Below are 25,784 nucleotides of genomic sequence, written 5' to 3'. Positions count from 1 at the left end.
CTCCCCCGCCGCCCACCCTGGTGGTGCTCGCCCCGCGGGACGGCTCCGCCGCGTACACCGGGGCCGCCGTGGACGCCCAGGAGCTGATGCGGGCCGGCATCCCGCACCTGTACACCGGGGTGCTCGAGCACCTCGGCGTGGTCGGCCCGCTGGTCGTCCCCGGCGCCTCCGCCTGCGGCAGCTGCGCCACCCTGGCCCGGCGGGACGAGGACGAGGCGTGGCCCCGGCTGCTGGCCCAGCTGATCGACGAGGGCCCCGGCCGGGCCCGCGTCCCGGCCTGCGACGGCGCGGTCGCCACCTCGGTCGCCGGGCTCGCCGCGCTGCACGCCCAGCTGTACCTGGACGGGGTGCTGCCACCGAGCGTGGACGGCTGGTGCGAGCTGTCCGCCGCCGACGGCATGGTGCGGCGGCTGCGGCTGCGCAGCCACCCGGATTGCGGTTGCCTCTGGCAGTCCGCCGCACCGGGGCGAACGGGCACAATGGCCTAGGACGACCCCTGGGGCCCGTTCGGCAGCCCGCGCCCGATCCGTCGCCACCCGCCCGGTGCACCGCTTCCGGGGGCGGGCGGCGGCCCGTCGGGTCCGGGGCGCGCCGGGCGGGTGCCGGGAGTGCCGCTGTACCGACCGCCGGCGGGGCGCCGGTCGGTCCGGAGGATCAGGAGGTCCGGTGAGCGATCTACCGCGCAAGGCAAGGACCGGCACGGCCCGGCCGGTCGCCCGACCGCGTGCCGGGGCGGCCCCGGCCGCCACCGGCCGCGCCGTCCGGACGGGGGCGGGGGATGTCTGAGATGCCGCGCAAGGCGGTCTCCCGGACGGCCCGGCTGGCGGCCCTGCCGCTGAGCTTCGCCGGGCGGGCCACCCTCGGCCTGGGCAAGCGCCTGGGCGGGCGGCCGGCGGAGGAGGTGGCGGCCGAGCTCCAGGCCCAGACCGCGGAGCAACTCTTCGCCACCCTCGGCAAGTTGAAGGGCGGTGCGATGAAGTTCGGGCAGGCCATGTCGGTCTTCGAGTCCGCCCTCCCGGAGGACGTCGCGGGCCCCTACCGGGCCGCGCTCACCAAACTCCAGGAGTCCGCCCCGGCGATGCCGACCCGCACCGTGCACGCGGTGCTCGCGGCCGACCTCGGCGAGGGCTGGGCGGAGAACTTCCGCTCCTTCTCCGACCAGCCGTCCGCCGCCGCCTCGATCGGCCAGGTGCACCGCGCCGTCTGGAAGGACGGACGGGACGTCGCGGTCAAGATCCAGTACCCGGGCGCGGGCGACGCCCTGCTCAGCGACCTCAGCCAGCTCTCCCGGCTGGCCCGGATGCTGGGCCCGCTGATCCCGGGCGTGGACATCAAGCCGCTGATCGCCGAACTGCGCGAGCGGGTCACCGAGGAGCTCGACTACCGGCTGGAGGCGGAGTCCCAGCAGCTGCACGCCCGGGAGTTCGCCGGGGACGCCGACATCCTGGTGCCCCGGGTGGTCGCCCAGTCCGGGCGGGTGCTGGTCACCGAGTGGCTGGAGGGCAAGCCGCTCTCCCAGGTCGTCTCGGACGGCACCCGCGCCGAGCGCGACCGGGCCGGCCAGCTCCTGGCCCGCTTCCTGTTCGCCGGCCCGAGCCGCACCGGCCTGCTGCACGCCGACCCGCACCCGGGCAACTTCCGGCTCGTCAAGACCGGCCGCAGCGCCGCGAGTTGGAAGCTCGGCGTGCTCGACTTCGGCACCGTCGACCGCCTCCCCGGCGGCCTGCCCCGCCCGATCGGCACCTCCCTGCGCCTGGCCCTGGCCGGGGACGCCGGGGCGGTGTACGACCTGCTCCGGCAGGAGAACTTCGTCCGCCCCGGCATCTCGCTCGACCCGGACGCGGTGCTCGACTACCTGCTCCCGATCATCGAGCCCACCCGCGCCGAGCAGTTCACCTTCAGCCGCCCCTGGATGCGCACCCAGGCCGCCCGGATCGCCGACCCGCGCTCCCCCGCCTACAACCTCGGCAAGCAGCTCAACCTCCCGCCCTCCTATCTGCTGATCCACCGCGTCACCCTCTCCACCATCGGCGTCCTGTGCCAACTCGGCGCCACCGTCCGCCTGCACGAGGAACTCCTCCGCTGGCTCCCCGGCTTCGCCGAGCCGGATGCCGACCTGGCCGACTGAGCCGACCGCCCCGCGCGCCCCGGCCCGCAAAACGCTTTGCCCCGGCCGGGGCGCGCGCTGCACGCTGGGCGCGGACGAAGGAGGACGGGCGTGCAGCCGGTGGGCCATCGAGAGTGGGAGCGGCCGTTCCCGGTGCGGTACCTGATCGTCGGCGAGGACGAGAACGGCGAGGAACTGCTACTGGGCCGGTGCGCCGCCGTCGAGGGCCTGTTCACCGACCCGGCCCCGCCACCGCGCGAGGTCCTGGTCCTGCGCGGCTGCGCGCCGGGGGCGGCGGTCGGGTGGCTCGGACCCGCCCTGATCACCGGCCGGTCGGCCTCCGGGCGGGAGTACTGGTGGGATCTGCTGGACGCCGAGGTGCTCGCGGTCGTACCGCACGCCGCCGGTCCGGCGCTGGTCGACGTGGTGGTCGGGGCAGCCGTCGGCGCGGTGGAGGACTTCCGGTTCGCACGGGATCCTGGTGAGCGCTTCGAACTGACGGCGAGCAGGTCCGGACCGGAGCCGCTCGCGGTGGGCGCGGAGGTCACCGGGTTGCTGGTGGAACGTGAGGGGCCCGGGCGGTTGCCGGTGCAGTTGGTCGGCTGCGAGCTGACCGGTCCGCTGCGGGCACGGTTTGACAGCGGTTACCGGGGCTGGCCCGCGTACACCGAGCTGTGGGCGCTGGACGACACCGGCCGGGTGCTGTGCCGGGTCCCGACCGGGCTGGCCGTCGGCCGAACCTGGCCGTCGGTACTCGGCGGCGGCCTACTAGACGTGCTGCTGTCGGTCTCCCCCGACCAGCTGCCCGGTTCGGCGGCCCGCACGGTCTGGCGGCAGTGGCAGGCCGGGCCGCCGCGGCAGGCGGGCAGTTGGCGCGGGTTGGGCACTGCCGCCAAGGAGACCTGGCAGACGCTGGCGCTGTACCTCCGCGAGCCCGGGCCGGACCGCTCCGGCGGCGAGTACCACCTGGACGGCAGGGAGGTGGAGGACGTCACGGGCCTGCACTGCGCGATCGGTGAGGCGGTGAACGGGCCGGGCGGCTACTACGGGCGGGAGTGGAACGGTCTGCGCGACTGTCTGGGCGGCGGCTTCGGGTTGGTCCCGCCGTTCACCCTGGTCTGGCACGACTTCGCCGCCACCGAGGAGGAGTTGGCCGCGGACCGCGACCCGGCGACCGGGCTCGGCTACCCGGAGGAGCTGGCCCGCGAGCTGGAGCGGGACGGGGTGACGGTCGTCCGGGCCTGACCGGTGTCGGGGCCGGGGCCGGGGCGTCAGGTCCGTTCGACGGGGAGCGGGCCCGCGGTGGGCCAGGCGGTGCGGGCGCGGGTGGCGAGGGTGGCGCAGAAGCGGCCGAAGACCGGGAGGGCGGTGTCGGGGCCGGCGAGTTCGGCGACCGCGCGGAGGCGGTGCAGGAGGCGGCGGCGGGCGGTGGCGTTGCCCCAGGTCCAGTCGCCGTGGTGGAGGCGGGACAGGTGGTCGGCGGTGCCGCGTTCGGCCTTGGGGACGAGGGCGTCGCCGCGCAGCAGCCAGCCGGCGCAGGCGTCGGCGAGTTCGGCGGGGGTGGCGGCCTCGGTGCCGGTGGCCGCGCGCCAGGCGGTGCGGTAGGCGGCTTCGGCCTCGGCCAGTACGGGGGCGGGCGGGGCGGTGGAGCACCAGCAGGTGGGGAAGCCGATCCGCAGGTAGGCGAACTCGACCGCGCCGGGGCCGAGCGAGGCCTGCTCGAAGTCGACGAACCGGACGCCGTCGGCGGTGTGCAGGTCGTTGCCGGGGCAGGGGTCGCCGTGCAGCAGGGCGTGCCGGACGGGGGTGGCGGAGAGCCGGTCGAGCAGGGCTTCGGCCTCGGCGCGGGCGCCGGGCGGGGCGGGGACGTCGAGGATCCGGGCCAGGGCGATGAAGCAGCCGAGGTCGCGTCCGGTCGGGCCGGTCCAGGCGGGCAGGTCGGTGCCGGGGGCCGTCCCGGCGAGGTCCTGGAGGTCGGCGGGGGCGCTGGCGTGCAGCCCGGCCAGCGCGGTGGCGTAGTCCTGCTGCCAGCCGGGGCCCGGGGTGCGGTCCTCCAGGCGTTCCAGCACCAGCAGGCGGGCGGCCGGGTCGGTGCCGAGCAGGGCGGGCACCACCGGGCGGCCGGGTCTGCCGGGCCGGGCGGCGAGGGAGAGCGCGGCCGCCTCGCGGGCGTAGCGGTCGGCGGCCCCGGGCGAGTCGACCAGCTGCTTGACCACCACCGGGCGGCCGGCGAGCTCGGCCCGCCAGACCCGGGAGCGCGGGCTGCTGACCAGGCGGCGGACCTTGCGGGGCGGGCCGAGTTCGGTGCGCAGCCGCTCGCCGAGCGGGAGGGAGGACCACATGGGGGCCATCCTTGCACGACCCGTTCGAGCGGCGAACAGCAGTGCGGAGCGGTGGAGTTGGGCCGGGCGGGCCCGGACGGGCATGAATGCGGCGGAACCGGGCAGGCGGGGTCGGACGGCAGGCACCGGGACGCGCCGACGGCCGGCTCCCCGGGGGTGGGGAGTCGGCCGTCGGCGTTCAGGGGTGTGTCACCGGCGGGGCCTCGCGGCCGGCCGGCGGGGGTGGAGCATCCGTCACATCAGGGCGACGGCGAGGGCCTTGCGGGCGCGCAGCGAGGCACGTTCGGCCCGGCGGCGCAGTCGCGCCGCGCGCAGCACCCGCAGGCCGAGGCGTTGTTCCTCGGCCTCGTGGAGGCGTTGCTGCATATGCGCGCGAGCCAGGGATTCTTGGAGGAGATTCATTTCGAGCGTCCTGTTCTGGATCTGGAGTTCGGTGGTCTGCTCGGAGCGGACGGTGGGATCGATGCCGGCGGGGTTCATGTGGTGGTCCTGCTCGTGGTGCGTCGTCGGGAAGGGGCGGGTGAGTGCTGCGTCGGCCTTGGCGGCCGCGATGCGTACCGAGTGGCGCAGAGCGGTGTCCAGCGGGGGCTGCTCTCCCCTGCGGACGGCTCCGGTGCCGCTGCGGTCGGTCCTGGCTGCGGGGTTCACGCCATGACCTCGGTCTTGCGCGGACGGCCACGCGGGCGCTTCCGGGCGACGACGACGCCCTGCACGAAGAGCTCGCCACCCCAGACGCCCCACGGCTCGCGGCGCTCGAGGGCACCGGTGAGACAGGCGGCCTTGACGGGGCAGGTGCCACACAGCGACTTGGCGTACTCGACGTCCGCGGGGGTCTCCGCGAAGAAGACCTCCGGGTCGAAGGCCCGGCACGGGATGGGGAGCCCGAGCGAGTCAGCCTCGTCGATGGCGGTGAGCTGCATGAGTGTTACCTCCGGGGGGTCGGCCTGGTTGGCCTTGACGGTCTTGTCGGTCGGTACGGACGGGAGGGGCGGCGGTGTGATGACCGTGGACACTGTGGGCGTCTTCCTCGTCTTCGATGTGGATCCGGCCGTTCCGTGGTGCGGAGCGGTCCGGAGGCCCCGTGGGGCCTGGGTGGGTCTTGCGTACCGGACAAAACAGAAGGGCCGCGGAACCCGGTGGCTGGGTTTCCGCGGCCCTGGAGGCACCGCCCGTGACTGTTTCAGTCAGGGTCGTTCGCTCCAGGGTCCAGGCCCGCGGAAAGCCTGCTGCCGGCCGGCCTCGGCGCCGCGGACGGCGGCTTCGGCCAGGGAGATCTGCTGGTCCTGCTTCTTGCTTCCGGCACCGACGGCGGCCGCATAGCGCCCATGCAGGGCTTCTGCCGCTACTGCCTTCGATGCCTTGGTCGGTCGCTCGTCGGACAGCGAAATGCCGCCGCCGAACGTCGCCCAGTCACGGGAGAGACCTGCCTCGACACGGGTGCCCACAGCATTGCCCAGATCACTGACAAGGCAGTGCTCGGACAGCAGGCGCTCGGCGTTGCCGCCGGCCGTGCCAAGACCCAGAACCGAAGCGCTGACGCGCGAGGGCATGGCGAGGGTGGTCATCAGGTCGGTCACTTTGGTGATCATCTTGGTCTCCACTGAACTCGCCTCCTCTCGGCGTCTCGCGGTGTCCGGTCGCCCGGACTCCGATATCTGGTTGATGGTCGCGCACGCAGAAACAAGCCCTCTGCGAGCTTTGCGGTCTCGTCCCCTTGACCGCTCCGGCAGGCTATTGCGCCGTCCATGCGGCGCGCAAACTATTTTTCCGGCGAGTTCTCAGCCTCGTTGTCGGCTTCGCCCTCGGACGGGGCGGACTCCGCTTCCCGGTCGGTCTCCCCGACCGGTTCCGGACTCTCCCCCGCACACAACAAGAGCACGTCGGCGCCGTACTTGTCCAGCTTCATGGCGCCCACTCCGGAGATCCTGGACAGCTCGGCGAGGCTGCCCGGCACGTCCTCCGCGATGGCCGTCAGGGTGGCGTCGGTGAACACCACGTAGGCCGGGGCGCCCTGTTCCCTGGCCTTGACCGAGCGCCACTCGCGCAGCCGCTCGTACAGCGCCTCGTCCATCGTGGACGGGCAGCCCTCGCAGCGGCGGAGCTTGCGCTCGACGGCGTCGGTCAGGGTGCGGTCGCAGACCCGGCACTTGACCGGGCCGCGCACCCGGCGCGCGGCGGAGCGCTCCGCGCCCGGCTCGACGCCCCCGCGCCCGCCGCGGGTGCGCGCGCCGGGGCTGCCGGAGCCGGGGCGCAGGCCGTCCAGGAAGCGGGTGGGCTTGCGGGAGGCGCGGCCGCCCGGGGAGCGGGAGAGCGACCAGGAGAGGGTGAGGAAGCGGCGGGCCCGGGTGACGCCGACGTACAGCAGCCGGCGCTCCTCCTCGATCTGCTCGTCGGTCTTGGCGTAGATGATCGGCAGCGTGCCCTCGGTCAGGCCGACCAGGAACACCGCGTCCCACTCCAGGCCCTTGGCGGCGTGCAGCGAGGCCAGCGTGACGCCCTCGACGGCGGGGGCGTGCTGGGCGGCGGCCCGGGCGTCCAGCTCGGCGACGTAGGCGGCGAGGTCGGCGCGCTCGCCGGCCGCGGTGCGGGCGGCCTCGAACTCCCCGGCGAGCCGGACCAGCGCGTTCAGCGACTCCCAGCGCTCGCGGACCGCGCCGGAGCCGGCCGGCGGGGTGGCCGCGAAGCCGCGGGTGGCGAGCACCGCGCGGACCTGGGCGGCGAGGTCGGGCGCCCCGGCCGTCAGCGGGTCGTCGGCGGCCCGGGCGGCGCCCTTGAGCAGCACGCCGGCCTCGCGGACCTCGGGGCGCTCGAAGAACCGCTCGGCGCCCTTGAGCTGGTAGGCGATGCCGAGGTCGGCCAGGGCCTGCTCGTACACCTCGGACTGGCTGTTGGTGCGGAACAGCACGGCGACCTCGCTGGCCCGCACGCCGGTGCCGAGCAGGTCGCGGATCAGGCGGGCGGTGGACTCGGCCTCGGTGGGCTCGTCCTGGTACTCGCGGTAGACCGGCTCGGGGCCGGCCTCGCGCTGGGAGACCAGCTCCAGCCGGTGCTGGGCGGCCTGGCCGCGGGCCTGCGAGAGCAGCCCGTTGGCCAGGTGGACCACCTGCGGGGTGGAGCGGTAGTCCCGGACCAGCTTGACCACGGTGGCACCGGGGTGCCGGTGCCGGAAGCCGAGCAGGTGGTCGGGGGTGGCGCCGGTGAAGGAGTAGATGGTCTGGCTGGCGTCGCCGACGACGCAGAGGCTGGCGCCGCCGTCGCCGCCCGTCCACTGCTCCAGCAGGCGCTGCTGGAGCGGGGAGACGTCCTGGTACTCGTCGACGGTGAAGTGCCGGTACTGGGAGCGGACCCGGTCGGCGATCTCCGGGCGGTCCTCCAGGATGGCGGCGGTGAGCAGCAGCACGTCCTCGAAGTCGATCAGGCCGCGCTGGCGCTTGGCGTCCTCGTAGGCGGCGTAGACCCGGGCGGTCTCCGCCGGGTCCCGCGGGGCCTCGCGGCCGGACTTGGCGAGGGCGGCGGGGTAGTCGTCGGGGACGACCTGGGTGACCTTGGCCCACTCGATCTCGGCCGTCAGGTCGCGCAGTTCGGTGCGCTGGACGCGCAGGCCGCTGCGGCCGGCCGCCTCGGCGACCAGCTGGACCTTGCGCTCCAGCAGCCGGGGCAGCTCGCCGCCGACGGCGCGCGGCCAGAAGTACTGGAGCTGGCGCAGCGCCGCGGAGTGGAAGGTGCGGGCCTGCACGCCGTCCGCGCCGAGCTGGCGCAGCCGGCCGCGCATCTCGCCGGCCGCGCGGGCGGTGAAGGTGACGGCGAGGACCTGCGAGGGGTGGTAGACGCCGCTGCGCACGCCGTAGGCGATCCGGTGGGTGATGGCGCGGGTCTTGCCGGTGCCGGCACCGGCCAGCACGCAGACCGGGCCGTGCAGGGCGGTGGCCACGGCGCGCTGCTCGGGGTCGAGCCCGGCCAGCACCGCGTCCGCTCCGGTGGGGGCGGGGCCGTACTGCGCGTGGGGGTCGTCGAACCCCAGGAGGTCTTCCTGCATGCCCTCCATCCTCGCAGGCGCTCCGGACAGTTCGGACGGGGTTGTCCACAGGCGGCCGGTGGTGGTCGGATCGTCACACCGTTGTCCGTCCCGGAATGGGTCCGGGCCGCCGGGCGTTGCACCGGGCGGCCGTCCGGCCACCGTCCGTCGACCGAAGGAGTCCCTCGCCATGTCCGGCACCGTCACGATGTACAGCACGACCTGGTGCGGCTACTGCAACCGCCTCAAGAGCCAGCTGGACCGCGAGGGCATCGCCTACAGCGAGGTCAACATCGAGCAGGACCCGGCCTCGGCGTCCTACGTGGAGTCGGTGAACGACGGCAACCAGACGGTGCCGACGGTCGTGGTGGTCTCCGCCTCCGGCGAGCAGAGCGTGATGACCAACCCGAGCCTGCGCCAGGTCCAGGCCGCGCTGGTCTGACCCGGATCCGCGCCGCCGCGGTCCCGTCCGGTCCGGCGCGGTCCGAATCCGCTCGAATTCCGGTCGCATTCCGTCCGGGGTCCGATCGGTTCCGGTCCGAATTCCGCCCCGGCCGATCGGGGGGCCGGTCCGCGGGGCCGGAAATCCGCCGGTCCGCATTCCGCCGCCGCCCGGCCCCGTTTCCCGCGGGCCGGGCGGCGGCGTTTCCCCCGCGGCCCGCGGCCCGCTCGGCTGTCCGGCCCGCTCGGCTGTCCGGCCCGCTCGGCCCTCCGGCCCTTCAGCCGTTGGCCGCGCCGTCGCCGAGTTCGTAGAGCAGCCGGGCCCGGTCGGCGGCGTAGCGGGTCTCCACCACCCGGATCGGGCCGCGCCGGTCGCTGCTGATCCGGGTGTTGACCAGCAGCGGCACGCCGGGGCCGAGGCCGAACCAGGCGGCCTCGGCGGGGGCGGGCATCCGGGCGGTGAGGTGGTCGGTGGCGGCGGTCTCGGTCCGGCCGAGCTGCACCAGTATCCGCTCGTCGCCGCCGGGGACGGGCCGGTCGTTCATCAGCGGGGTGCCCGCGGCGAGCCCGGCCCGGTAGTGGCTCTCCTCGATGGCGTAGGGCTCCTGGTCGACCCGGCAGAGCTGACGGCGCATCATGACGGTCTCCTCGGGGCGCAGTCCGAGCCAGGCGGCGATGTCGCGGCGGGCCCGGATGACGGCCACCTCGAAGTCCACGGTGAGCCGCCGCCCGGCGGCCGCCGCCTCGGCCGCGTACACCTCGCCGCTGGGGGCGAGCGGTTCGCGGCGGGCCGGGCGGGCGGGGCGGGCGTACACCCGGTGGTCGTGCCGGGAGGGCTCGCGCAGGTAGGTGCCCTTGCCCTGGACGCGCGCCACCCGGCCCTCGTTGACCAGCACGTCCACCGCGAGCCGGACGGTGTTGCGGGCCACCCCGTAGTGCTCCTCCAGCTCGGTCTCGACCGGGAGCCGTCCGCCGCCCGCCCACTCGCCGGCCTCGATGCGCCGGCGCAGGTCGGCGGCGAGCTGCTGGTACTTGGGCGAAGGGGCGGTGCCGCGCGGGATCGTCACGCGAGTGAATGTAGCCAGTGGGCTCGGGCGGTTTCAGCGGAATGCGCCAACCGTGCCCGGAACCCGGGTCCGGGAAACCCCGGCGGAACGTTCCGGGCGGACCCGAACCTTTCCGGTGGCCCGGCTCCGGGCCTCCGGCGGATGCACAACGGGGGCGTACGGATCACTCCGTACGCCCCCGTCGCGGAAATCACCGGGCGGCCGGCCCGGGCGTCACCAGCGGGCCGCGGCCGGCATCGGTTCGCCGTACCAGAGCTCGACCAGGTACCGGGCGATCGAGATGCCGGACGGCGGCAGGATCTCCCCGGCGGCCATCCCGGCCCGCAGTTCCTCCCGGGTGAACCAGCGGGCCTCGGACAGCTCCTCGCCGTCCACGGTGATCTCGGTGCCGTCGGGGTGCGCCCGGCCGAGGAAGCCGAGCATCAGGCTGGACGGGAACGGCCAGGGCTGGCTGGCCACGTACTCGACCTCGCTGACCTTGACGCCGGCCTCCTCCTGCACCTCGCGGACGACCGTCCGCTCGATCGACTCGCCGGGCTCGACGAACCCGGCCAGCGTGGACCAGCGGCCCTCCGGCCAGAGCGCCTGGCGGCCCAGCAGGCAGCGGTCCTCGGCGTCGGTGATCAGCATGATCACCGCCGGGTCGGTGCGCGGGTAGTGCTCGGCCGCGCAGGAGGTGCAGCGGCGCAGGTGGCCGGCCCCGGCCTTCTCGGTGGGGTGGCCGCAGCGGGAGCAGAAGGAGTGCAGCCGGTGCCAGTGCTGCAGGGCGACGGCGTGCACCAGCAGCCCGGAGTCCCGGTCGGAGAGGTTGCCGCCGACCTCGCGCAGGCCGGCCGGGCGGGCGTCGCCGTCGAGCCGGCCGGGCAGCGACTCGCAGTCCAGGGCGAAGTAGTGGGTGCCGTCCTCGTCGGTGCCCAGGAAGTACCGGTGGCCGGTCTCGGGCGCCTCGAAGGAGGGCAGCAGCACCAGTTGGGTGCCCTCCGCGGTGTCCACCACGAACGCCTCGCCGCCGGAGATCGGCAGCACCCGGGTGGTGGGGTGGCTCCAGGCCGCGGCCAGCCAGGGTTCGTCCAGCCGGCGGTGCGCCGCCCGGTCCACCCCGGCCTGGGCCAGCGCCAGCTGCTTGGTGTCGGGTCCGCTGCTCAACTCGTCCATCCCCGTTCGCTTCGCTTCAGTACGGCAGGTGCGGGGCTCGTCGTCACGGTCGGAAGTTCTCCGCGAGGTCGCCCCACAGGTAGGCGGAGGTCTCGACGCCCTTGCGCAGCAGGTCGAGCTCCACCTTCTCGTTGATCGAGTGCCAGCCGTCCGAGGGCACCGAGATCCCGAGGAACAGCACCGGCGCCCCCAGCACGTCCTGGAGGTCGGCGGCCGGTCCGGAGCCTCCCTCGCGGGTGAACAGGACCTTCTGCTCGAAGGCCCGCTCCATGGCCCGGACGGTGGACCGGAGCGCGGGGTGGTCCAGCGGCGTCAGGCAGGGGCGGGTCGCGCCGGGGAAGACGATCTCGTACCGGATGCCCTCCGGGACGCGGGCGGAAACCCAGGCGGCCACCGCCTCCCGGACCTTCTCCACCTCCTGCCCGGCGACCAGCCGGAAGGAGAGCTTGAGGTGCGCCTCGGCCGGGACGATGGTCTTGCCGCCGGGGCCGGTGTAGCCGCCCCAGATGCCGTTGACCTCGGCGGTCGGCCGGGCCCAGACCCGCTCCAGGGTGGTGTGGCCGGCCTCGCCCCGGGTGCCGTGCGACTTGGCGACCTCCAGCCACCGCTGCTCGTCGAAGGGCAGTTCGGCGAAGAGCGCCCGCTCCTCGTCGGTGAGTTCGACGACGCCGTCGTAGAAGCCGGGCACCGCGACCTTCCGGTCGGCGTCGTGCAGGCCGGCGGCGAGTTCGGCGGCCACCCCGGCCGGGTTGGGGACGGCGCCGCCGAAGGAGCCGGAGTGGATGTCGCTGTCCGGGCCGTACAGGTCGATCTGGCAGTCGGCCAGGCCGCGCATGCCGGTGCACACGGTCGGGGTGGTCTCGGACCACATGCCGGTGTCGGAGATGAACACCGCGTCGGCGGCGAGGCGTTCGGCCTCGCGGCGCACCAGGGCGGCGAAGTTCGGCGAGCCGGACTCCTCCTCGCCCTCGACCAGCAGCTTGAGGTTGACGGCGGGCGCGGTGCGGCCGGTGGCGGCGAGGTGGGCGCGCACGCCCAGGGTGTGGAAGAGGACCTGGCCCTTGTCGTCGGCGGCGCCGCGCGCGTACAGCCGGCGGCCGACCACGGCGGGCTCGAACGGGTCGGTGTCCCAGCCGTCCTCGCGGGCGGCGGGCTGCACGTCGTGGTGGCCGTAGACCAGCACGGTCGGCGCGCCCTCGTCGCCGGAGGGCCACTCGGCGAACACCGCCGGCAGCCCGTCCGTCTCCCACACCTCGGCGACCGGGAAGCCGGTCGCGCGCAGCCGGTCGGCCAGCCACTCGGCGGAGCGGCGGACCTCCCCCGCCCGGCCGGGGTCGGCGGAGACGGAGGGGATGCGCAGCCAGTCGGCGAGCTCGGCCAGGAAGGCGTCCTCGTGCTGGTCGATGAAGGAGCGGACGGCGCTGTCCGGCGTTTTCGTCATACGGACGACTTTAGTTCGCCCGGACGGGTGCGTGCCCACGGCCTCCCCCGGCCGTGAGCACGGTCACCCGTCCCGTCCCTCCCCGCCGTCAGCCGGCCCGGCGGGTCAGGCCGATCCGGGAGCGGGTGAGCAACGCGGCCAGCAGCACCGCGACCAGCGGCAGGCCGACCAGCAGGCCGCCGAGGTTCAGCCACGGGACGGCGATGACCGCCTTCTCGTGGCCGGCCGGCACGCCGTTGATCCAGACCGTGGCGTTGCGGGCCTCCAGCAGCCGCAGCGCCACCGCCGGGACGGTCCCGCAGAGCAGGCCGAGCACCGAGCCCATCGCGGCGATCACCCCGCACTGGAAGCCGGACAGCCGCCGCCGGATGCCGCCGGACGCGCCGACCGCGGCCAGCGTGGCCAGGTCCTGCTGGGAGTCGGCGGCGGCCAGGCCGGTGGCGATGCCGGCCGCGCCGAGCGCGACCAGGGCGGCGAAGGCGGTCAAGCCGACCGTGACGACGTCGCGCTGCGGCTTGAAGCCCTGCTCGACATCCAGGTAGACGGTGTCGTCGAGCTTGGAGAGGTGGTCGGTGGCCTTCTGGACCCGACCGTCGGACGGCGCCGCGGCGGGCTTCCACAGCGTCCCCTCCGAGCGGACGCCCAGCCCGGCCCGCTGGGCGGCCTGCCGGCTCAGCACGACGGTGGCGAACGGGAGCGGCGAGTGCACCTCGACGGCGTCCACGGTGACGTCCCGGGTCTTGCCCCGGTAGTCGTTGGCGTCGATCTGCGCCTGGGTGGGCTGCTCCTCGGCGCGCAGCGCGACCTTCCCGTCGGCGACGTGGTCGGGGCGGAACACCAGGGCCTTGCCCGCGGCCAGGGCCTGTTCGGCGGCCGGGTCGCGGACGTCGAGCAGGTTGCGCAGCAGTACCCCGTCGCCGATCAGGACGTCGCCGAACATGCTGGTCAGGTCGGTGGGCAGTGCCCGCATGCCGACGCACCGGGGGTCGGCCATCGCCTGCCGGCGCTGCTCGTCGGTGGTGGCGTCCTGGGCCGGGCAGCGCTTGTCCGGGGTCTTCAGCGCCTGGACGAACCCGCACTTGTAGCTGACCCGGCAGTCGCCGGGGACGGCGGTGGGGCTCAGCACGTCGGCGTGCTCGCCGAGGGCGCCGAGGTCCTTCTCGACCGCCGCGCGCAGGGCGGCGTACCGGCTCGCGTCGCCGTCCGCGCGGCCGCCCTCCAGCAGCGCGACCGCGCCGGCCGGCAGGCTGGGCCGGTAGTCCTGGCGCTGCCGTTCGACGTCGCTGGCGTGGTAGATGCCCACCGCGACGGCGCCGGCCACGGCGGCCATCACGGCGGCCACGGCGGGGGCGGTGCGGCCGCGGTTGCGCACCGAGTCGCGCAGCGCGAGCCGCGGGCTGAGCGGCAGGTGGCGGCCGAGCCGCCCGAACAGGCCGATCAGCAGCGGGGTGCACAGCAGCATGCCGAGTTCGGCGATCACCGAGCCGCCGAGCAGGCCCGGCACGGGGGCGGTGTTGGTGACCGCGCAGAGCAGGGCCAGTCCGGTGCCGCCGGCCACCATCACGGCGCCGAGCACCGCGATGATCCGGTTGGCGGGCTTGCTGCCGCCGCGGCCGGTGAGCGCCTCGACCACGTCCTGCCGGGAGGCCTGGACGGCGGGGACCACGGCCGCGAGCAGGCCGGTGACCAGGCCGACCAGGGCGACGCCGAGCAGGTCGAGGGGCTGGACGTCGAAGTGGCCGAAGCGCTGTCCGCCGTAGCCCTCCAGCTGCTCGCGCAGCACCGCGACCAGGCCCACGCCGCCGACCAGGCCCAGCACGGCGCCGCCGGCGCCGAGCACCGCGCCGCCGGCCAGCACCACGGCCCGGACGTGCGAGCGGTCGCCGCCGCCGGCCGCGAGCAGGCCGAGCTGGCGGCGCGAGCGGCGGGCGCCGACCGCGAACGCCGGTCCGGCGAGCAGCACGATCTCCAGCAGGGCCATGCCGGGCACCAGCGCGGCGACGGCCAGCACGCTCTTGTTCACGTAGGAGGGGTACTGGGACTGCTCCGCGTAGTAGGGCACCTCGGCGCGGGCCGGCGGGTGCAGCAGGACGTCCCGGGAGACCGCCGTGAAGCCGTAGTCGTTGAGCCGCTTGACCCCGGCCCAGTCGATCCGGGCCCCGCCGGGCAGCGTGACCAGCCAGCTGTCCCCGTTGCGCGGCTCGCTGTCGGCGCCGCCGGTGTCGGCCTGCACCAGCGGCTGGACCACCGCGCCGGGGCGGCCGTACAGCATGACCTGGTCCAGTCGGGCGGGGTCCTCGGCGACGGCGGTGATGGTGTAGGGCCTGGCCTCCAGGCCGCGGAAGGCGGTGCGGTCGCCGATCCGCAGGCCGGAGCGCTTCAGGAAGCCGCGGGTGGCGGCGATCTGGTCGGGCCGGGTGGGGGCGGTGCCGTCCACCACGTTCAGCTTGCCGTGCCAGACCGGGTCGGTGAGGTCGGCCTCGCCGGCCATCACCGTCATCCGGCCCTCGGCGGTGGTGGCCGAGGTGCTCTTGTACATGCCGTCCGGCACCAGCACGGCGCCGGGCAGCAGTTCGGTGAGCAGCTGCGCGGGGTCGGTGTCGGCGCTGCGCTGCTGCTCGGGGGTCTTGGCCTGGCCCTCCGCGGGCGTCCGGGCGGTGTTCTCGCTGCCGTCGGGGGTCTGCAGTTCGGTGGCGCCGCGGGAGGACATGGTGACGGCGGCCGTGGCGGTGCCCATCGCGCGGGCGGCCTTCTCCGCGGGCTCCAGCTGGGCGCTGCGGGCGATCACGTCCACGCCGGCCACGCCGAGCACCGGCAGCGCGATCATCGCCAGCACCAGGGCGCTGCGGCCCTTGGCCCGGGCGGCGTCGCGGCGGGCGATCCGCAGGGCGGCGCGCCAGGCGGTCGGCTTCACGGCTGGCCGTCCTTCCGCGCGTTGGCGGCGGCGGTGACCAGCAGGCTGCCGGCGTCCTGCCGGGTGGTCTCGTCGACCAGCAGGCCGTCGCGCAGGAACACCACCCGGTCCGCCCAGGCGGCGTGCCGGGCCTCGTGGGTGACCATCATGGCGGCGGCGCCGGCGTCGCAGCGGGCGCGCAGCACGGAGAGCACGGACTCGCCGGTGGTGGAGTCGAGGGCGCCGGTGGGTTCGTCGGCGAGCACCAGGCGGCGGTCGCCGATCAGGGCGCGGGCGATGGCGACGCGCTGCTGCTGGCCGCCCGACATGTCGTCGGGGAAGCGGTCGGCGAGTTCGGCGATGTTCAGTTCCTCGAGCGCGGCGAGCGCCTCCCGGCGGGCGGCCCGGGCGGAGACGCCGTCGAGCTCCCGGGGCAGCGCGATGTTCTCGGCGGCGGTGAGCGCGGGTATCAGGTTGTAGTCCTGGAACACGTAGCCCACCGAGCGGCGGCGGACGGCGGCCAGCTTCTTGCGGTCCAGCTCGCCCAGGACGGTGCCCTCGACGACGACCCGGCCGCCGGTGGGGCTGTCCAGGCCGCCGGCCAGGGTCAGCAGGGTCGACTTGCCGGAGCCGGAGGGCCCCATCACGGCGACCAGTTCGCCGGGGTGGACCCGTAGGTCGACGGCGCGCAGCGCGTGCACCTCGGCCGCGCCGTGGCCGTGCGTGCGGCTCACCTGGTCGAGGTGCAGCACGGGCTCGGCCGGCTTGAGTTGTTCGGTCATCGCTCCCCCAGGAGGTTCAGATGCGGCCGCGGTCGCGGCTCTTGGCGGCGCGCCGGGCGGGCGGCGCGGCGGCGGGTTCGGACGGGGTGGCGGCGGTGCGTTCGGCGTGCTGGGCGAGCCGGGACTCGCAGTGGTCCAGCCAGCGGATCTCCGCCTCGGTCTGGAAGATCAGCTGTTCCAGCACCAGCAGCCAGGCCAGGTCCTTGCCGGAGCCGTCGTCCGCGGCCAGGGCCCGGCCCTTGAGCCGGGTGTAGTCCTGGAGCGCCTGCATGCTGTGCCGGCGCTGGCCGTGCACCACCGCGGCCACGTCCACCCCCGGGATGGCCACCGCCATCGCCAGCTTGATCGCCAGTTCGTCGCGCGGCGGGTTGGTGCGCGGCACCGGGGTGTCGAACCAGCGGCGCAGTTCCGCGCGTCCCTCGTCGGTGACGGAGTAGAACTGGTGGCCCTCGTCGTCCTCGCCGGCGGCCTCCACCAGCCCGTCGCGCTCCAGGCGGCCCAGCGTGGTGTAGACCTGTCCGACGTTCAGCGGCCAGGTCGCCCCCGTCCTGGCCTCGAACTCGGATCGCAGCTGGTAGCCGTAGCGCGGGCCCTGGTCGAGCAGGGCGAGCAGGCCGTGACGGATCGACATACTCAGTATGTATACCCGGTATGGTTCCCCGGCTCAAGCCGCCGTCGCGTTCACCTCGGCCCGGTACGGTCGACGGCGTGACCACACTGCGGATCGCCACGTACAACCTGCTGCACGGCCAACCGCTCGCCCCCGACGGCAGCCCCGCGCCCCTCCCGGCCGAGCCGGGCGCCCCGCTGGCCGAGGCCGTCGCCTCGCTCGACGCCGACGTGCTGGCCCTCCAGGAGGTCGACCGGTACCAGGAGCGCTCCGGCCGCACCGACCAGGCGGCCCTCGCCGCGAAGGCCGCGGGCGCCACCGACTGGCGCTTCGCCGCCGCCCTGCACGGCACCCCCGCCCCCTCGGCGGGCTGGATCGCCGACCCGGAGCGGCCCGGCCTCGCCGTCTACGGGCCGGCCGACCTGGCCGACGACTCCCGCCCCTCGTACGGCACCGCGCTGCTCACCCGGCTGCCGGTGCTGCACTGGCGGGCCCGCCGGTTCGCCCCGGCGCCGTTCGGGCTGCCGCTGCGGGTGGCCGGGCGGCGCGGGCTGACGCCGGTGCCGGACGAGCCGCGGGCCGCGCTCGCCGCGGTGCTGGCCGGGCCGGGCGGGGAGTTCACGGTGGTGGCCGCGCACCTGTCCTTCGTGCCGGGCTGGAACGTCGGGCAGTTGGCCGCGATCCGGCGCTGGATCGCCGACCTGCCGCAGCCCTACCTGGTGCTCGGCGACTTCAACCTGATCGGCGCGGTGCCGCGCACCGTGCTCGGCTCGGCGCACGCGATCCAGCGCACCGCCAAGCGCGAGCGCGTGCGCACCGCCCGGCGGACCAGGCTGCAGGGCTGGTACGACCTCGCCCGCACCCCGACGTACCCCTCGCACCGGCCGACCGTGCAGTTCGACCACACGGCGTGCCGGCCGGAAGCCTTCGTACTGGGTGTACTTGGGTTTTCGGCCGGTGCGGCGAGAGGGCGTGCCGGGCGCCGCGACGGGCGAAGGTTGCCTGGTGCGGCACTAGCCTTCCAGGCGCCCGGGGACGGCGGCCTCGTCGCGCGGGGCGGCCTGCGCGGGCAGCACGACCGGGTCGAACTGGAGCAGCAGCATCGCCGCGTCGTCGCCGAGCTTGTGGCCGACGTGCCGGACCACGTCGTCGTGCAGGCGCTGCAGGACGTCGCCGGGGCCGTCGTCGGCGAGCAGCGGGAGGCGGTCGGTGAGGGGGTAGAAGGCGCCGCCGTGGTCGCGGGCCTCGATGACGCCGTCGGTGTAGAGCAGGATCCGGTCGCCGGGCTCGACCGGGACGAGCTGGAGCGGCGGGCAGACGTCCTCGGGGTCGAGGACGCCCAGCGGGGGGACGGTCTCGTCGGCGGCGAGCAGCCGCGGGGCGTCCTCGCCGCGGAGCAGGACGGGCGGCGGGTGGCCGCAGTTGGCGATCTCCAGGGCGCCGTCGGGGCGGACGCCGACCAGCACCAGGGTGACGAACTCCTCCTCCACGCCGGGGTGGTCGTTCTCGTGCAGGGCCCGGTCGAGGCTGACGGCGAGCCAGCCGGCCACCTTCTCCAGCGCGGGCTCCTGGTGGGCGGCCTCGCGGAACGCGCCGAGCACGGCGGCGGCGGTCTCGACGGCGGCCAGCCCCTTGCCGCGGACGTCGCCCATCACGGCGCGCACGCCGTGCCGGGTGTTGACCACCTCGTAGAGGTCGCCGCCGATCGAGGCGTGCGCCGCGGCGGCGGCGTAGCGGACGGCGGCGCGGACCGGCCCGACCCGTTCGGGGATCGGGCGCAGCAGCACCCGACGGGCGATCTCGGCGACCAACTGGGCTTCGGCGAGCGCGAGTTCCTGGCGCAGCCGGAGGTTGACGCTGAGGTGGCCGATGCCGGCGATGATGATGATCGCGGCGACGGTGGCGGTGTGCACGGACTGGCCCAGCACCTCGTTGTACCAGGCCATGCCGAACGCGCAGGCCTCGGCCAGCGCACCGGTCAGCAGCGGGTACCAGGCGCGGCGGGAGACCACGGCGGCGAGGGCGGGGACGGCGGTCAGGGCGGGCTCGACGGTGACCTGGCTGTTGGTCAGCAGGTCGAGGGAGACGATCAGCAGCATGCCGATCAGCGGCAGGGCGTGCGAGGTCCTGGGCCAGGTGCCGGTGACGGTGCCCGGTACCGGGCCTGGGGTGGGGCCGTGGAGGACGTCCCTGATCCATCCGGTCGCGCTCAACGTCGGTCTCTCCAGCGGAAGGTGCGGGTGCTGCTCGGCACCTGCGGGTCTGACGGGAGGTCAGGGGGTCGGGAGCCCTGACGGCGGCCGGAGTACGAGGGATGACCGGTTACCGACCCCACAATAGGCACGAAACGTGCAGGGCGCACAGGTTTCGCGTGATCTCGTGACGGGTTGGATGCTCTGAGTGACTCTTTTCTACCTATTCCCGATCAGAAGATCGCTCAACTCCTTTCGGCCGGGAAGTCCTGACGGGGTTTCGATCCGGCCCGAGCGCACGTAGCAGAACGAGGCGGTGACCTGCTCCACCGGAACGCCCGCCTGCTCGGCCCAGGCCAGCCGGTAGACCGCGAGCTGCAGCGGGTCGCCGGAGTCCTCCCGGCCGGTCTTCCAGTCGACCACCTCGTAGCGCGGTGACCCTGCGCCACCGCCCGCGTCCCGGTAGACCGCGTCGATCCGGCCGCGCACCACCCGTCCCGCGAGCACCAGTTGGAACGGCGCCTCGACCCGGTGCGGGGTGCGGCGGGCGTAGGGGCCGCGCAGGAACGCCTCCTTGAGCCGCTCCAGGTCGCGCTCGTCCTCGATCTCCTCGGCGTCCAGGCCGGGCAGCGCGTCGGGGCCGAGCAGCAGCGGCTGGTCGTAGCGGGACTGCACCCAGGCGTGGAAGCGGGTGCCGCGACGGGCGGCGGGCGCGGGCGGGCGGGGCATCGGGCGGGCCAGGTCGCGGGCGAAGCCGTCCGGGTCGGCGGCCAGCCGCATCAGCTGGGTGGCGGACAGCGAGGCGGGCAGGGCGACGTCCCGGGTGGTGCGCCGGGAGCGCTCCAACTCGCCGAGCAGGGCGGTCAGGTCGCGGTCCCAGGAGGCCACCAGCCGCTGGTCCTCGACGGCCATCGGCTCGGCCTCCGGCGCGGGGGCGCCGGCCAGCCGCTGCCGCACCACCCGGGCGACCCGGCGGCGGGCGTGCTGCGCGGCCGGGTCGAGCGGCAGCGGCCAGGGGGTCTCCACCGAGACGTCGAACGCCGGGTTCTGCTCCTCCGGCCCGGGCTCGGCCGCCCAGCGCTCGATCTCGCCGCCGCCGTCGGGGCGTTCGCAGTGCGCGCGCAGTTGCAGCAGGAAGTCGGACGGCCCGCGGCGGCGCTTCTGGGACGGCCCCCACCAGTGCCCGGAGGCCAGCAGCAGCGAGCGCGGCCGGGTGAACGCGACGTAGCCGAGCCGGAGTTCCTCGACCTCGCCGTGCTGCGCCATCTCCTTCTTGAACGCGCCGATGCCCTTGGCGTTCCAGGCCGGTTCGCCGGGCAGCGTGGCGGCGTCGCCGCGCAGGGCGTGCGGCAGCACCCGGCGGGTGGAGGTCCAGCGCTCGCGCCCCTGGCCGGACGGGAACCCGCCCTTGACCAGGCCGGGGACGGCGACCACGTCCCACTCCAGGCCCTTGGACTTGTGCGCGGTCAGCACCTTGACGGTGTCCTCGCCGCCGGGCAGCCCCGCGTCCAGGCCGCGCTCGTACTCCTGGGCGGCCCGCAGGAAGCCCAGGAAGGCGGCCAGGCCGGGGTCGCCGTCCAGGTCGGCGAAGGAGGCGGCGATGTCCAGGAAGGAGTGCAGCGTCTCGCGGCGGCGGGCGGCCAGCGCCAGCGGGGAGGCGGAGAGTTCGACCTCCAGGCCGGTGACGGTGAGCACCCGGTGCAGGACGTCCATCAGCGGTTCGGCCAGCGCCCGGCGCAGTTCGCGGATCTCCCGGGCGAACCGGGCGAACCGCACCCGGGCCTCGGGCGAGAACGGCAGGTCGTCGGGCTGCTCGGCGTCGACGAAGGTCTCCAGCGCGTCGGCCAGCGAGACCACCTCGGTCGGGTCGGTCTCGGCGACGGCGGCGCTCAGCGCGTCCTGCTCGCCGGAGCGGGCGGTGCGGACGAGTTCGGCGGCCCGGCGGCCGAGCAGGGCCAGGTCGCGCGGGCCGGTGCGCCAGCGCGGGCCGATCAGCAGCCGGACCAGGGCGGCGTTGGCGGTCGGGTCCTGGAGCACCTCGCAGAGCGCCACCAGGTCGGCCACCTCGGGGAGTTGGAGCAGCCCGCCGAGTCCGACCACCTCGACCGGGACCTGCCGGGCGACCAGCGCGGCGTGGATGTCGGGGAAGGAGCTGCCGGCCCGGCAGAGCACGGCGATCCGGCCGGGCGCGGTGCCGGTGCGCACCTGGTGGGCGATCGAGTCGGCCAGCCAGTCGACCTCCTCGGCGTGGGTGGGCAGCAGCGCGATCCGGGCGTAGCCGTCGCGTTCGGCGCCGGGGGCGGGGCGCAGCGCCTCGACGCCCTCGTGCATGGCGCGCAGCGGGGCGGCGAGGCGGTTGGCGAAGTCGAGCAGCCGGCCGCCGCTGCGGCGGTTCTCGCTGAGCGCGAAGCGGTGCGCACCGCTGCCGTCGGCGCGCGGGAAGTGCCGGGGGAAGTCGTCCAGGTTGGCGACCGAGGCGCCGCGCCAGCCGTAGATCGCCTGGCAGGGGTCGCCGACCGCGGTGACCGGGTGGCCCGCGCCCCGGGAACCGCCGAACAGGCCCGCCAGCATGAGGCGTTGGGCCACCGAGGTGTCCTGGTACTCGTCCAGCAGCACCACCCGGTACTGCTCGCGCAGCAGTGTGCCGACCTCGGGGCGCTGGGTGGCGAGCCGGGCGGAGGCGGCGATCTGGTCGCCGAAGTCGAGCAGGCCGAGCTTCTGCTTGCGGGCCCGGTAGTCCTCGACCAGGTGCAGCAGTTCCTGCCGGCCGCGGGCGGCCTTCGGGACGGCCCGCAGGTCCTCGTTGGTGAGCTTGACGGTGGCCAGCCGGTCGAGCAACTCCTCGTCGTACGAGCGCAGTTGCGAGGGTTCGACCAGGTGCTCGGCGAGTTCGGAGTCCAGCGCGACGATCTCGGCGACCAGCGAGCTGAAGGTGCCGGTGAGCGCCGGGAACGGGCCGCGGGCCTGGCGCAGGACCCGGGCGGCGAGCTGGAAGCGGGTGGCGTCGGCGAGCAGCCGCACGTCGGGCTCTATGCCCAGGCGCAGGCCGTGCTCCTTGAGCAGCGTCCCGGCGAAGGCGTGGTAGGTGGAGATCTGCGGCTCGCCGAGGGCGTCCTCGTCCTGCTCGCGGACCTCGGCGCGCAGCAGGGCGGCCCGGACGCGTTCGGCGAGCTCCCCGGCCGCCTTGTTGGTGAAGGTCAGGCCGAGCACCTGCTCGGGGCGCACGGCGCCGGAGCCGACCAGCCAGACCACCCGGGCGGCCATCACGGTGGTCTTGCCGGAGCCCGCGCCGGCCACGATCACGCCGGGTTCCATGGGTGCGCCGATGGCCGCCAACTGCTCGTCGTTGAACGGGATGTCGAGCAGTTCGCGGAGCTGGGCCGGGTGCTGCAGCGGCTCAGTCGACGACATGCCGGCCGTCCCGCTGCGCGGAGCAGCTGCCGCGGAACGCGCAGCGGCCGCAGCGCTCGCCCGCGGTGGGGGTGAACTTCTCGGCGAGCACCTTGCCCGCGGTCTCCACCAGCAGGCCCTCGATCCAGGGGGTGCTCTCCTCGGGCAGCTGCCGCTGCACCTTGGGCGCCTCGGGGTCCTTCCGGTCCGGCTCGCGCAGGTGCACCAGTTCGGCCCCGCCGGGGGTGGCGCCGTCCTCGAAGCCGGGCAGCCCGTCGAGCGCGCCGCGGCTCACCGCGAGCTGGTAGACGGCGAGTTGGCGGTTCTCGGGCAGCGAGCTGTTGGGCGGCGGGGTCTTGCCGGTCTTGAAGTCGACGACGTACGCCCGGCCCGCGGCGTCGGCCTCGACCCGGTCCATCGAGCCGCGCAGGCGCACCGCGACGCCGCCGACGTCCAGGGTCAGGTCGAAGCCGTGCTCGGTGGCGACGGTGGCGCGTTCGCGCTCCAGCACGTGCCAGCGCAGGAAGCGCTCCAGGGCGTCGCGGGCCTCGCCCTTCTCCTGGGTGGACTTCCACGGCGCGTCGAAGGCGAGGGCGTCCCAGACGGTGTCCAGGCGCTCCATCAGCACGGCCAGGTCGGCGGGGGTGCGGCCGGAGCCGACCTCGTCGGCGAGGGCGTGCACCACGTTGCCGAAGCCCTGGGCGGCGGAGGCGGTGGTGCCGGCCCTGACGTCCTTCTCCAGGAACCACTGCAGCGCGCAGGACTCCAGCTGCTCCAGGCCGCTGCCGGAGAGCCGGACGGGCTGCTCGGGCTCGCGCAGCGGCTGCGGGGCGGCGGTCGGGTCGTCCAGGCCCCACCACTGGTCGGGGTGGGCGGCGGGGACCAGCGGGCGGCCGTCCTCGTCGAGCGCGGCGGCCAGGGTGGCGAGGCGTTCGGCGGCGGCCCGGCGCAGCTGCGGGGAGCGGTCCGGGTCGACGGTGACGGCGCGCAGTTCGGCGACCAGCGCGGGCACCGACAGCGGGCGGCGCGGCCGGGAGGTGACGTCAGCGACCTTGACCCGGGGGACGCGTTCCAGCACCCGGCCGGTGCGCGGGTCGACGGTCTCCCGGTAGAGCTCGCGCAGGAAGCGGGAGGGCTCGTCGCCGTCCTCGGCGGGCGCCTTGACGGCGGTGACCACCAGCCGGTCCTTGGCCCGGGTCGCGGCGACGTAGAACAGCCGGCGCTCCTCGGCGAGCAGCGCGGCCGCCGACAGCGGCTCGGCGAGGCCGTCGCGGCCGATCCGGTCGGCCTCCAGCAGCGAGCCGCGGCGGCGCAGGTCGGGCCAGAGTCCCTCCTGGACGCCGGTGACGACGACCAGGCGCCACTCCAGGCCCTTGGAGCGGTGCGCGGTCATCAGCCGGACGGCGTCGGGGCGCACGGCGCGCACGTGCAGGGTGTCGGCGGCGATGTCCTGGGCCTCGACCTCGGCGAGCAGGTCGAGCGCGCCGCGGTGGCCGGTGACCCGTTCCTCGGCGCGGGCGGCGGTCTCGAACAGCGCGCACAGCGCGTCCAGGTCCCGGTCGGCGTTGCGCCCGGCGGGCCCGCCGCGCAGCGCGGCCCGCTCCAGGCGTTCGCGCCAGCGCCGGGAGCCGTCCCACAGCTCCCACAGCGCGTCCTCGGCGCTCGCCCCGCCGGCCAGCAGTTCGCGGACCTTGCGCAGCAGCATGCCCAGTTCGTGGGCGCGGCGGGCGTAGGGAGCGTCCACCAGGGCGAGCTGGTCGGGCTGCTCCAGGGCCTCGCGGATCAGCTCCTCGGCGGGCCGGACCACGCCGGGGGCGCCGTCGGCGGCCAGGGCCCGGCGCTCCTCCTCGCGCAGGGTGCGGCCCAGGCGGCGCAGGTCGGAGCCGTCGAGGGCGGCGAGCGGGCCGGTGAGCAGGGTGTGGGCGAGGTCGGCGGTGAGCGCGCCGGGGCCCTCGGCGCAGACCCGCAGGGCGAGCAGCAGCGGGACGACGGCGCTCTCCTCGCGCAGCGGCAGGTCGTCGCCGTCGATCTCCAGCGGGACGCCGGCGGCGGCCAGCGCGCGGCGCACCGCCGGTATGGTCCGGGAGCCGGCCCGGACCAGCACGGCCATCTCGCCCCAGGGGACGCCGTCCTCCAGGTGGGCGCGGCGCAGCAGGTCGGCGACCGAGTCGAGTTCGGCACCGGGCGTCGGGTAGGTGTACACCTCGACGGCGCCGCCCTCGCGGGAGGGGAGCAGGGCGCGGTGCGCGGCGAGCTTGTCGGCGGGCAGCCGGCCCATCGGCATCCGGCGGGCCAGTTCGCGGGAGGCGGCCAGCAGCACCGCGCCGGAGCGCCGGGAGACCCGCAGCACCTTGACCTCGGCGGGCCGGCCGTCGGCGTGCCGGAAGGCGTCGGGGAACTCCAGGATGCCGTTCACGTCGGCGCCGCGGAACGCGTAGATCGACTGGTCCGGGTCGCCGACCGCGACCAGGTCCCGGCCGCCGCCGGCCAGCCGCTGCAGCAGCCGGACCTGGGCGGGGTCGGTGTCCTGGTACTCGTCGACGAACACCACGTCGTAGCGCTCGCGCAGCCCCGCGGCGACGTCGGCCCGCTCGGCGAGCAGCACGGCGCGGTGGACGAGTTCGGCGTAGTCGAGGACGCCGCGCAGGTCCAGCACGTCCAGGTACTCGGCCAGGAAGTGCGCGGCGGCGGCCCAGTCGGGCCGGTCCACGCCCGCCGCGAAGCGCTCCAGCTCGGCCTCGCCGAGGCCGAGCTCGCGGCTGCGGGCGAGCACGGCGCGCACCTCGTCGGCGAACCCGCGGGTGGTCAGGCAGGCCCGCAGGTCGAGCGGCCAGCTGATGGTGCCGACGCCCGCCTTCGCGTCCTCGGCGCCGCCCGCGAGCAGTTCGCGGACCATCACGTCCTGCTCGGGGCCGGAGAGCAGGCGCAGCGGCTCGGCGTACTCCTCGGGCGGCTGGTGGGCGCGCAGCAGGGCGTAGCAGAACGAGTGGAAGGTGGTGGCCTGCGGGGCGGTGGCGCCGATCCGGGCGGTCATCCGGTCGCGCAGTTCCATCGCGGCCTTGCGGCTGAAGGTCAGCACCAGGACGCGGTCGGGCGCGGTGCCGTCGGCGACCCGCCGGGCGACCGCCTCGACCAGGGTGGTGGTCTTGCCCGTCCCGGGCCCGGCGAGCACCAGCAGCGGCCCCGAGGCGTGCTCGACGACCGCCTGCTGGAAGGCGTCCAGCTGGGGCGGGTCGGGCTGGGCGAGGGGGCTGCGCACCAGGCGGAACGGTGAGGTCACTGCGGTCCATGGTCGTACGGCGGTTCAGCGGCGGGCCGAGGGGGGTGGCTCGCCGCGACGAGCCTACGA

General features: G+C 75.3%; 17 protein-coding genes and 2 pseudogenes. 5 read left to right on the top strand and 14 right to left on the bottom strand.

Annotation, left to right across the window (positions count from 1 at the left end; genetic code table 11):
• From IH44_RS0114735 to IH44_RS0114725, 3 genes and pseudogenes are all read left to right on the top strand, one after another.
• Positions 1–488: pseudogene (locus IH44_RS0114735) on the top strand (ThiF family adenylyltransferase); the annotation flags it as partial.
• 290 nt (positions 489–778) lie between these two features.
• Positions 779–2,128, top strand: coding sequence for an AarF/ABC1/UbiB kinase family protein (locus tag IH44_RS0114730; RefSeq protein ID WP_030459983.1), 1,350 nt, complete (start codon positions 779–781; stop codon positions 2,126–2,128).
• 90 nt (positions 2,129–2,218) lie between these two features.
• Positions 2,219–3,352 (top strand): barstar family protein, encoded by a 1,134-nt coding sequence (locus IH44_RS0114725; RefSeq protein WP_051816900.1) that lies wholly within the window; start codon positions 2,219–2,221, stop codon positions 3,350–3,352.
• A gap of 26 nt (positions 3,353–3,378) precedes the next feature.
• Here IH44_RS0114725 and IH44_RS0114720 read toward each other — a convergent pair whose 3' ends face one another.
• The 5 genes from IH44_RS0114720 to IH44_RS0114700 all read right to left on the bottom strand — a co-directional run bounded on the left by IH44_RS0114720 (position 3,379) and on the right by IH44_RS0114700 (position 8,485).
• A complete protein-coding gene (locus IH44_RS0114720) occupies positions 3,379–4,449 on the bottom strand; it encodes an aminoglycoside phosphotransferase family protein (protein WP_035955096.1) in 1,071 nt (356 codons plus the stop codon).
• A gap of 234 nt (positions 4,450–4,683) precedes the next feature.
• The gene (locus IH44_RS0114715; protein WP_030459980.1) at positions 4,684–4,929 is read right to left on the bottom strand and encodes a hypothetical protein; all 246 of its coding nucleotides are present in this window, start codon (positions 4,927–4,929) and stop codon (positions 4,684–4,686) included.
• Positions 4,930–5,093: 164 nt separating this feature from the next.
• Entirely contained in the window at positions 5,094–5,462 is a 369-nt protein-coding gene (locus IH44_RS0114710; protein ID WP_030459979.1) for a WhiB family transcriptional regulator, read from the bottom strand.
• A gap of 171 nt (positions 5,463–5,633) precedes the next feature.
• Positions 5,634–6,050: a hypothetical protein gene (locus IH44_RS0114705; protein ID WP_030459978.1), complete on the bottom strand. Its 417-nt coding sequence runs from the start codon at positions 6,048–6,050 to the stop codon at positions 5,634–5,636.
• A gap of 158 nt (positions 6,051–6,208) precedes the next feature.
• The gene (locus IH44_RS0114700; protein ID WP_369794947.1) at positions 6,209–8,485 is read right to left on the bottom strand and encodes an ATP-dependent DNA helicase UvrD2; all 2,277 of its coding nucleotides are present in this window, start codon (positions 8,483–8,485) and stop codon (positions 6,209–6,211) included.
• Positions 8,486–8,654: 169 nt separating this feature from the next.
• On the opposite strand from IH44_RS0114700, the gene IH44_RS0114695 reads away from it, so the two are divergent.
• Positions 8,655–8,906, top strand: a complete 252-nt coding sequence (locus tag IH44_RS0114695; RefSeq protein ID WP_030459976.1) for a mycoredoxin — start codon at positions 8,655–8,657, stop codon at positions 8,904–8,906.
• Positions 8,907–9,183: 277 nt separating this feature from the next.
• Here the strand turns inward: IH44_RS0114695 and IH44_RS0114690 are convergent, their stop codons facing one another.
• The 6 genes from IH44_RS0114690 to IH44_RS0114665 form a co-directional block, all read right to left on the bottom strand.
• Positions 9,184–9,972 carry a GntR family transcriptional regulator gene (locus IH44_RS0114690; protein ID WP_030459975.1) on the bottom strand — a complete coding sequence of 263 codons (789 nt, stop codon included), beginning with the start codon at positions 9,970–9,972 and terminating at the stop codon, positions 9,184–9,186.
• 213 nt (positions 9,973–10,185) lie between these two features.
• Positions 10,186–11,127, bottom strand: coding sequence for an NAD(+) diphosphatase (nudC, locus tag IH44_RS0114685; RefSeq protein WP_030459974.1), 942 nt, complete (start codon positions 11,125–11,127; stop codon positions 10,186–10,188).
• Between the two features lie 43 nt (positions 11,128–11,170).
• On the bottom strand, positions 11,171–12,568 hold the full coding sequence (locus IH44_RS0114680; protein ID WP_030459973.1) for a dipeptidase: 1,398 nt from the start codon (positions 12,566–12,568) through the stop codon (positions 11,171–11,173).
• Between the two features lie 88 nt (positions 12,569–12,656).
• Complete coding sequence (locus IH44_RS0114675) at positions 12,657–15,482, bottom strand: FtsX-like permease family protein (protein ID WP_030459972.1); 2,826 nt, start codon at positions 15,480–15,482, stop codon at positions 12,657–12,659.
• Positions 15,479–16,243, bottom strand: a complete 765-nt coding sequence (locus IH44_RS0114670) for an ABC transporter ATP-binding protein (protein WP_030459971.1) — start codon at positions 16,241–16,243, stop codon at positions 15,479–15,481. Before IH44_RS0114670 ends, IH44_RS0114675 begins: the two co-directional genes overlap by 4 nt.
• A gap of 16 nt (positions 16,244–16,259) precedes the next feature.
• Positions 16,260–16,874, bottom strand: coding sequence for a PadR family transcriptional regulator (locus IH44_RS0114665; RefSeq protein ID WP_030459970.1), 615 nt, complete (start codon positions 16,872–16,874; stop codon positions 16,260–16,262).
• A 20-nt stretch (positions 16,875–16,894) separates the two neighbouring features.
• Here IH44_RS0114665 and IH44_RS44260 point away from each other — a divergent pair.
• Positions 16,895–17,740, top strand: a pseudogene (locus IH44_RS44260) (endonuclease/exonuclease/phosphatase family protein); the annotation flags it as partial.
• Between the two features lie 126 nt (positions 17,741–17,866).
• Here IH44_RS44260 and IH44_RS0114645 read toward each other — a convergent pair.
• The 3 genes from IH44_RS0114645 to IH44_RS0114635 form a co-directional block, all read right to left on the bottom strand.
• Positions 17,867–19,066: a PP2C family protein-serine/threonine phosphatase gene (locus tag IH44_RS0114645; protein WP_051816898.1), complete on the bottom strand. Its 1,200-nt coding sequence runs from the start codon at positions 19,064–19,066 to the stop codon at positions 17,867–17,869.
• Positions 19,067–19,264: 198 nt separating this feature from the next.
• Positions 19,265–22,456 (bottom strand): ATP-dependent DNA helicase, encoded by a 3,192-nt coding sequence (locus IH44_RS0114640; protein WP_030459965.1) that lies wholly within the window; start codon positions 22,454–22,456, stop codon positions 19,265–19,267.
• Positions 22,443–25,715, bottom strand: coding sequence for an ATP-dependent DNA helicase (locus tag IH44_RS0114635; protein WP_030459964.1), 3,273 nt, complete (start codon positions 25,713–25,715; stop codon positions 22,443–22,445). Before IH44_RS0114635 ends, IH44_RS0114640 begins: the two co-directional genes overlap by 14 nt.
• Positions 25,716–25,784: the final 69 nt, after the last annotated feature.

Origin of the sequence: Kitasatospora sp. NRRL B-11411 (genome assembly GCF_000721345.1) — a bacterium.
Taxonomy (GTDB): Bacteria; Actinomycetota; Actinomycetes; order Streptomycetales; family Streptomycetaceae; genus Kitasatospora; species Kitasatospora cineracea.
The sequence above is the reverse complement of the archived record's forward strand: the minus strand, read 5'-3'. Positions and strand labels throughout refer to the sequence as shown.

Coding starts and splice junctions, on each gene's coding strand:
- IH44_RS0114730 (WP_030459983.1), top strand. CDS start 779: ATGTCTGAGATGCCGCGCAAGGCGGTCTCCCGGACGGCCCGGCTGGCG.
- IH44_RS0114720 (WP_035955096.1), bottom strand. CDS start 4,449: ATGTGGTCCTCCCTCCCGCTCGGCGAGCGGCTGCGCACCGAACTCGGC.
- IH44_RS0114715 (WP_030459980.1), bottom strand. CDS start 4,929: ATGAACCCCGCCGGCATCGATCCCACCGTCCGCTCCGAGCAGACCACC.
- IH44_RS0114700 (WP_369794947.1), bottom strand. CDS start 8,485: ATGCAGGAAGACCTCCTGGGGTTCGACGACCCCCACGCGCAGTACGGC.
- IH44_RS0114695 (WP_030459976.1), top strand. CDS start 8,655: ATGTCCGGCACCGTCACGATGTACAGCACGACCTGGTGCGGCTACTGC.
- nudC (WP_030459974.1), bottom strand. CDS start 11,127: ATGGACGAGTTGAGCAGCGGACCCGACACCAAGCAGCTGGCGCTGGCC.
- IH44_RS0114680 (WP_030459973.1), bottom strand. CDS start 12,568: ATGACGAAAACGCCGGACAGCGCCGTCCGCTCCTTCATCGACCAGCAC.
- IH44_RS0114670 (WP_030459971.1), bottom strand. CDS start 16,243: ATGACCGAACAACTCAAGCCGGCCGAGCCCGTGCTGCACCTCGACCAG.
- IH44_RS0114665 (WP_030459970.1), bottom strand. CDS start 16,874: ATGTCGATCCGTCACGGCCTGCTCGCCCTGCTCGACCAGGGCCCGCGC.
- IH44_RS0114640 (WP_030459965.1), bottom strand. CDS start 22,456: ATGTCGTCGACTGAGCCGCTGCAGCACCCGGCCCAGCTCCGCGAACTG.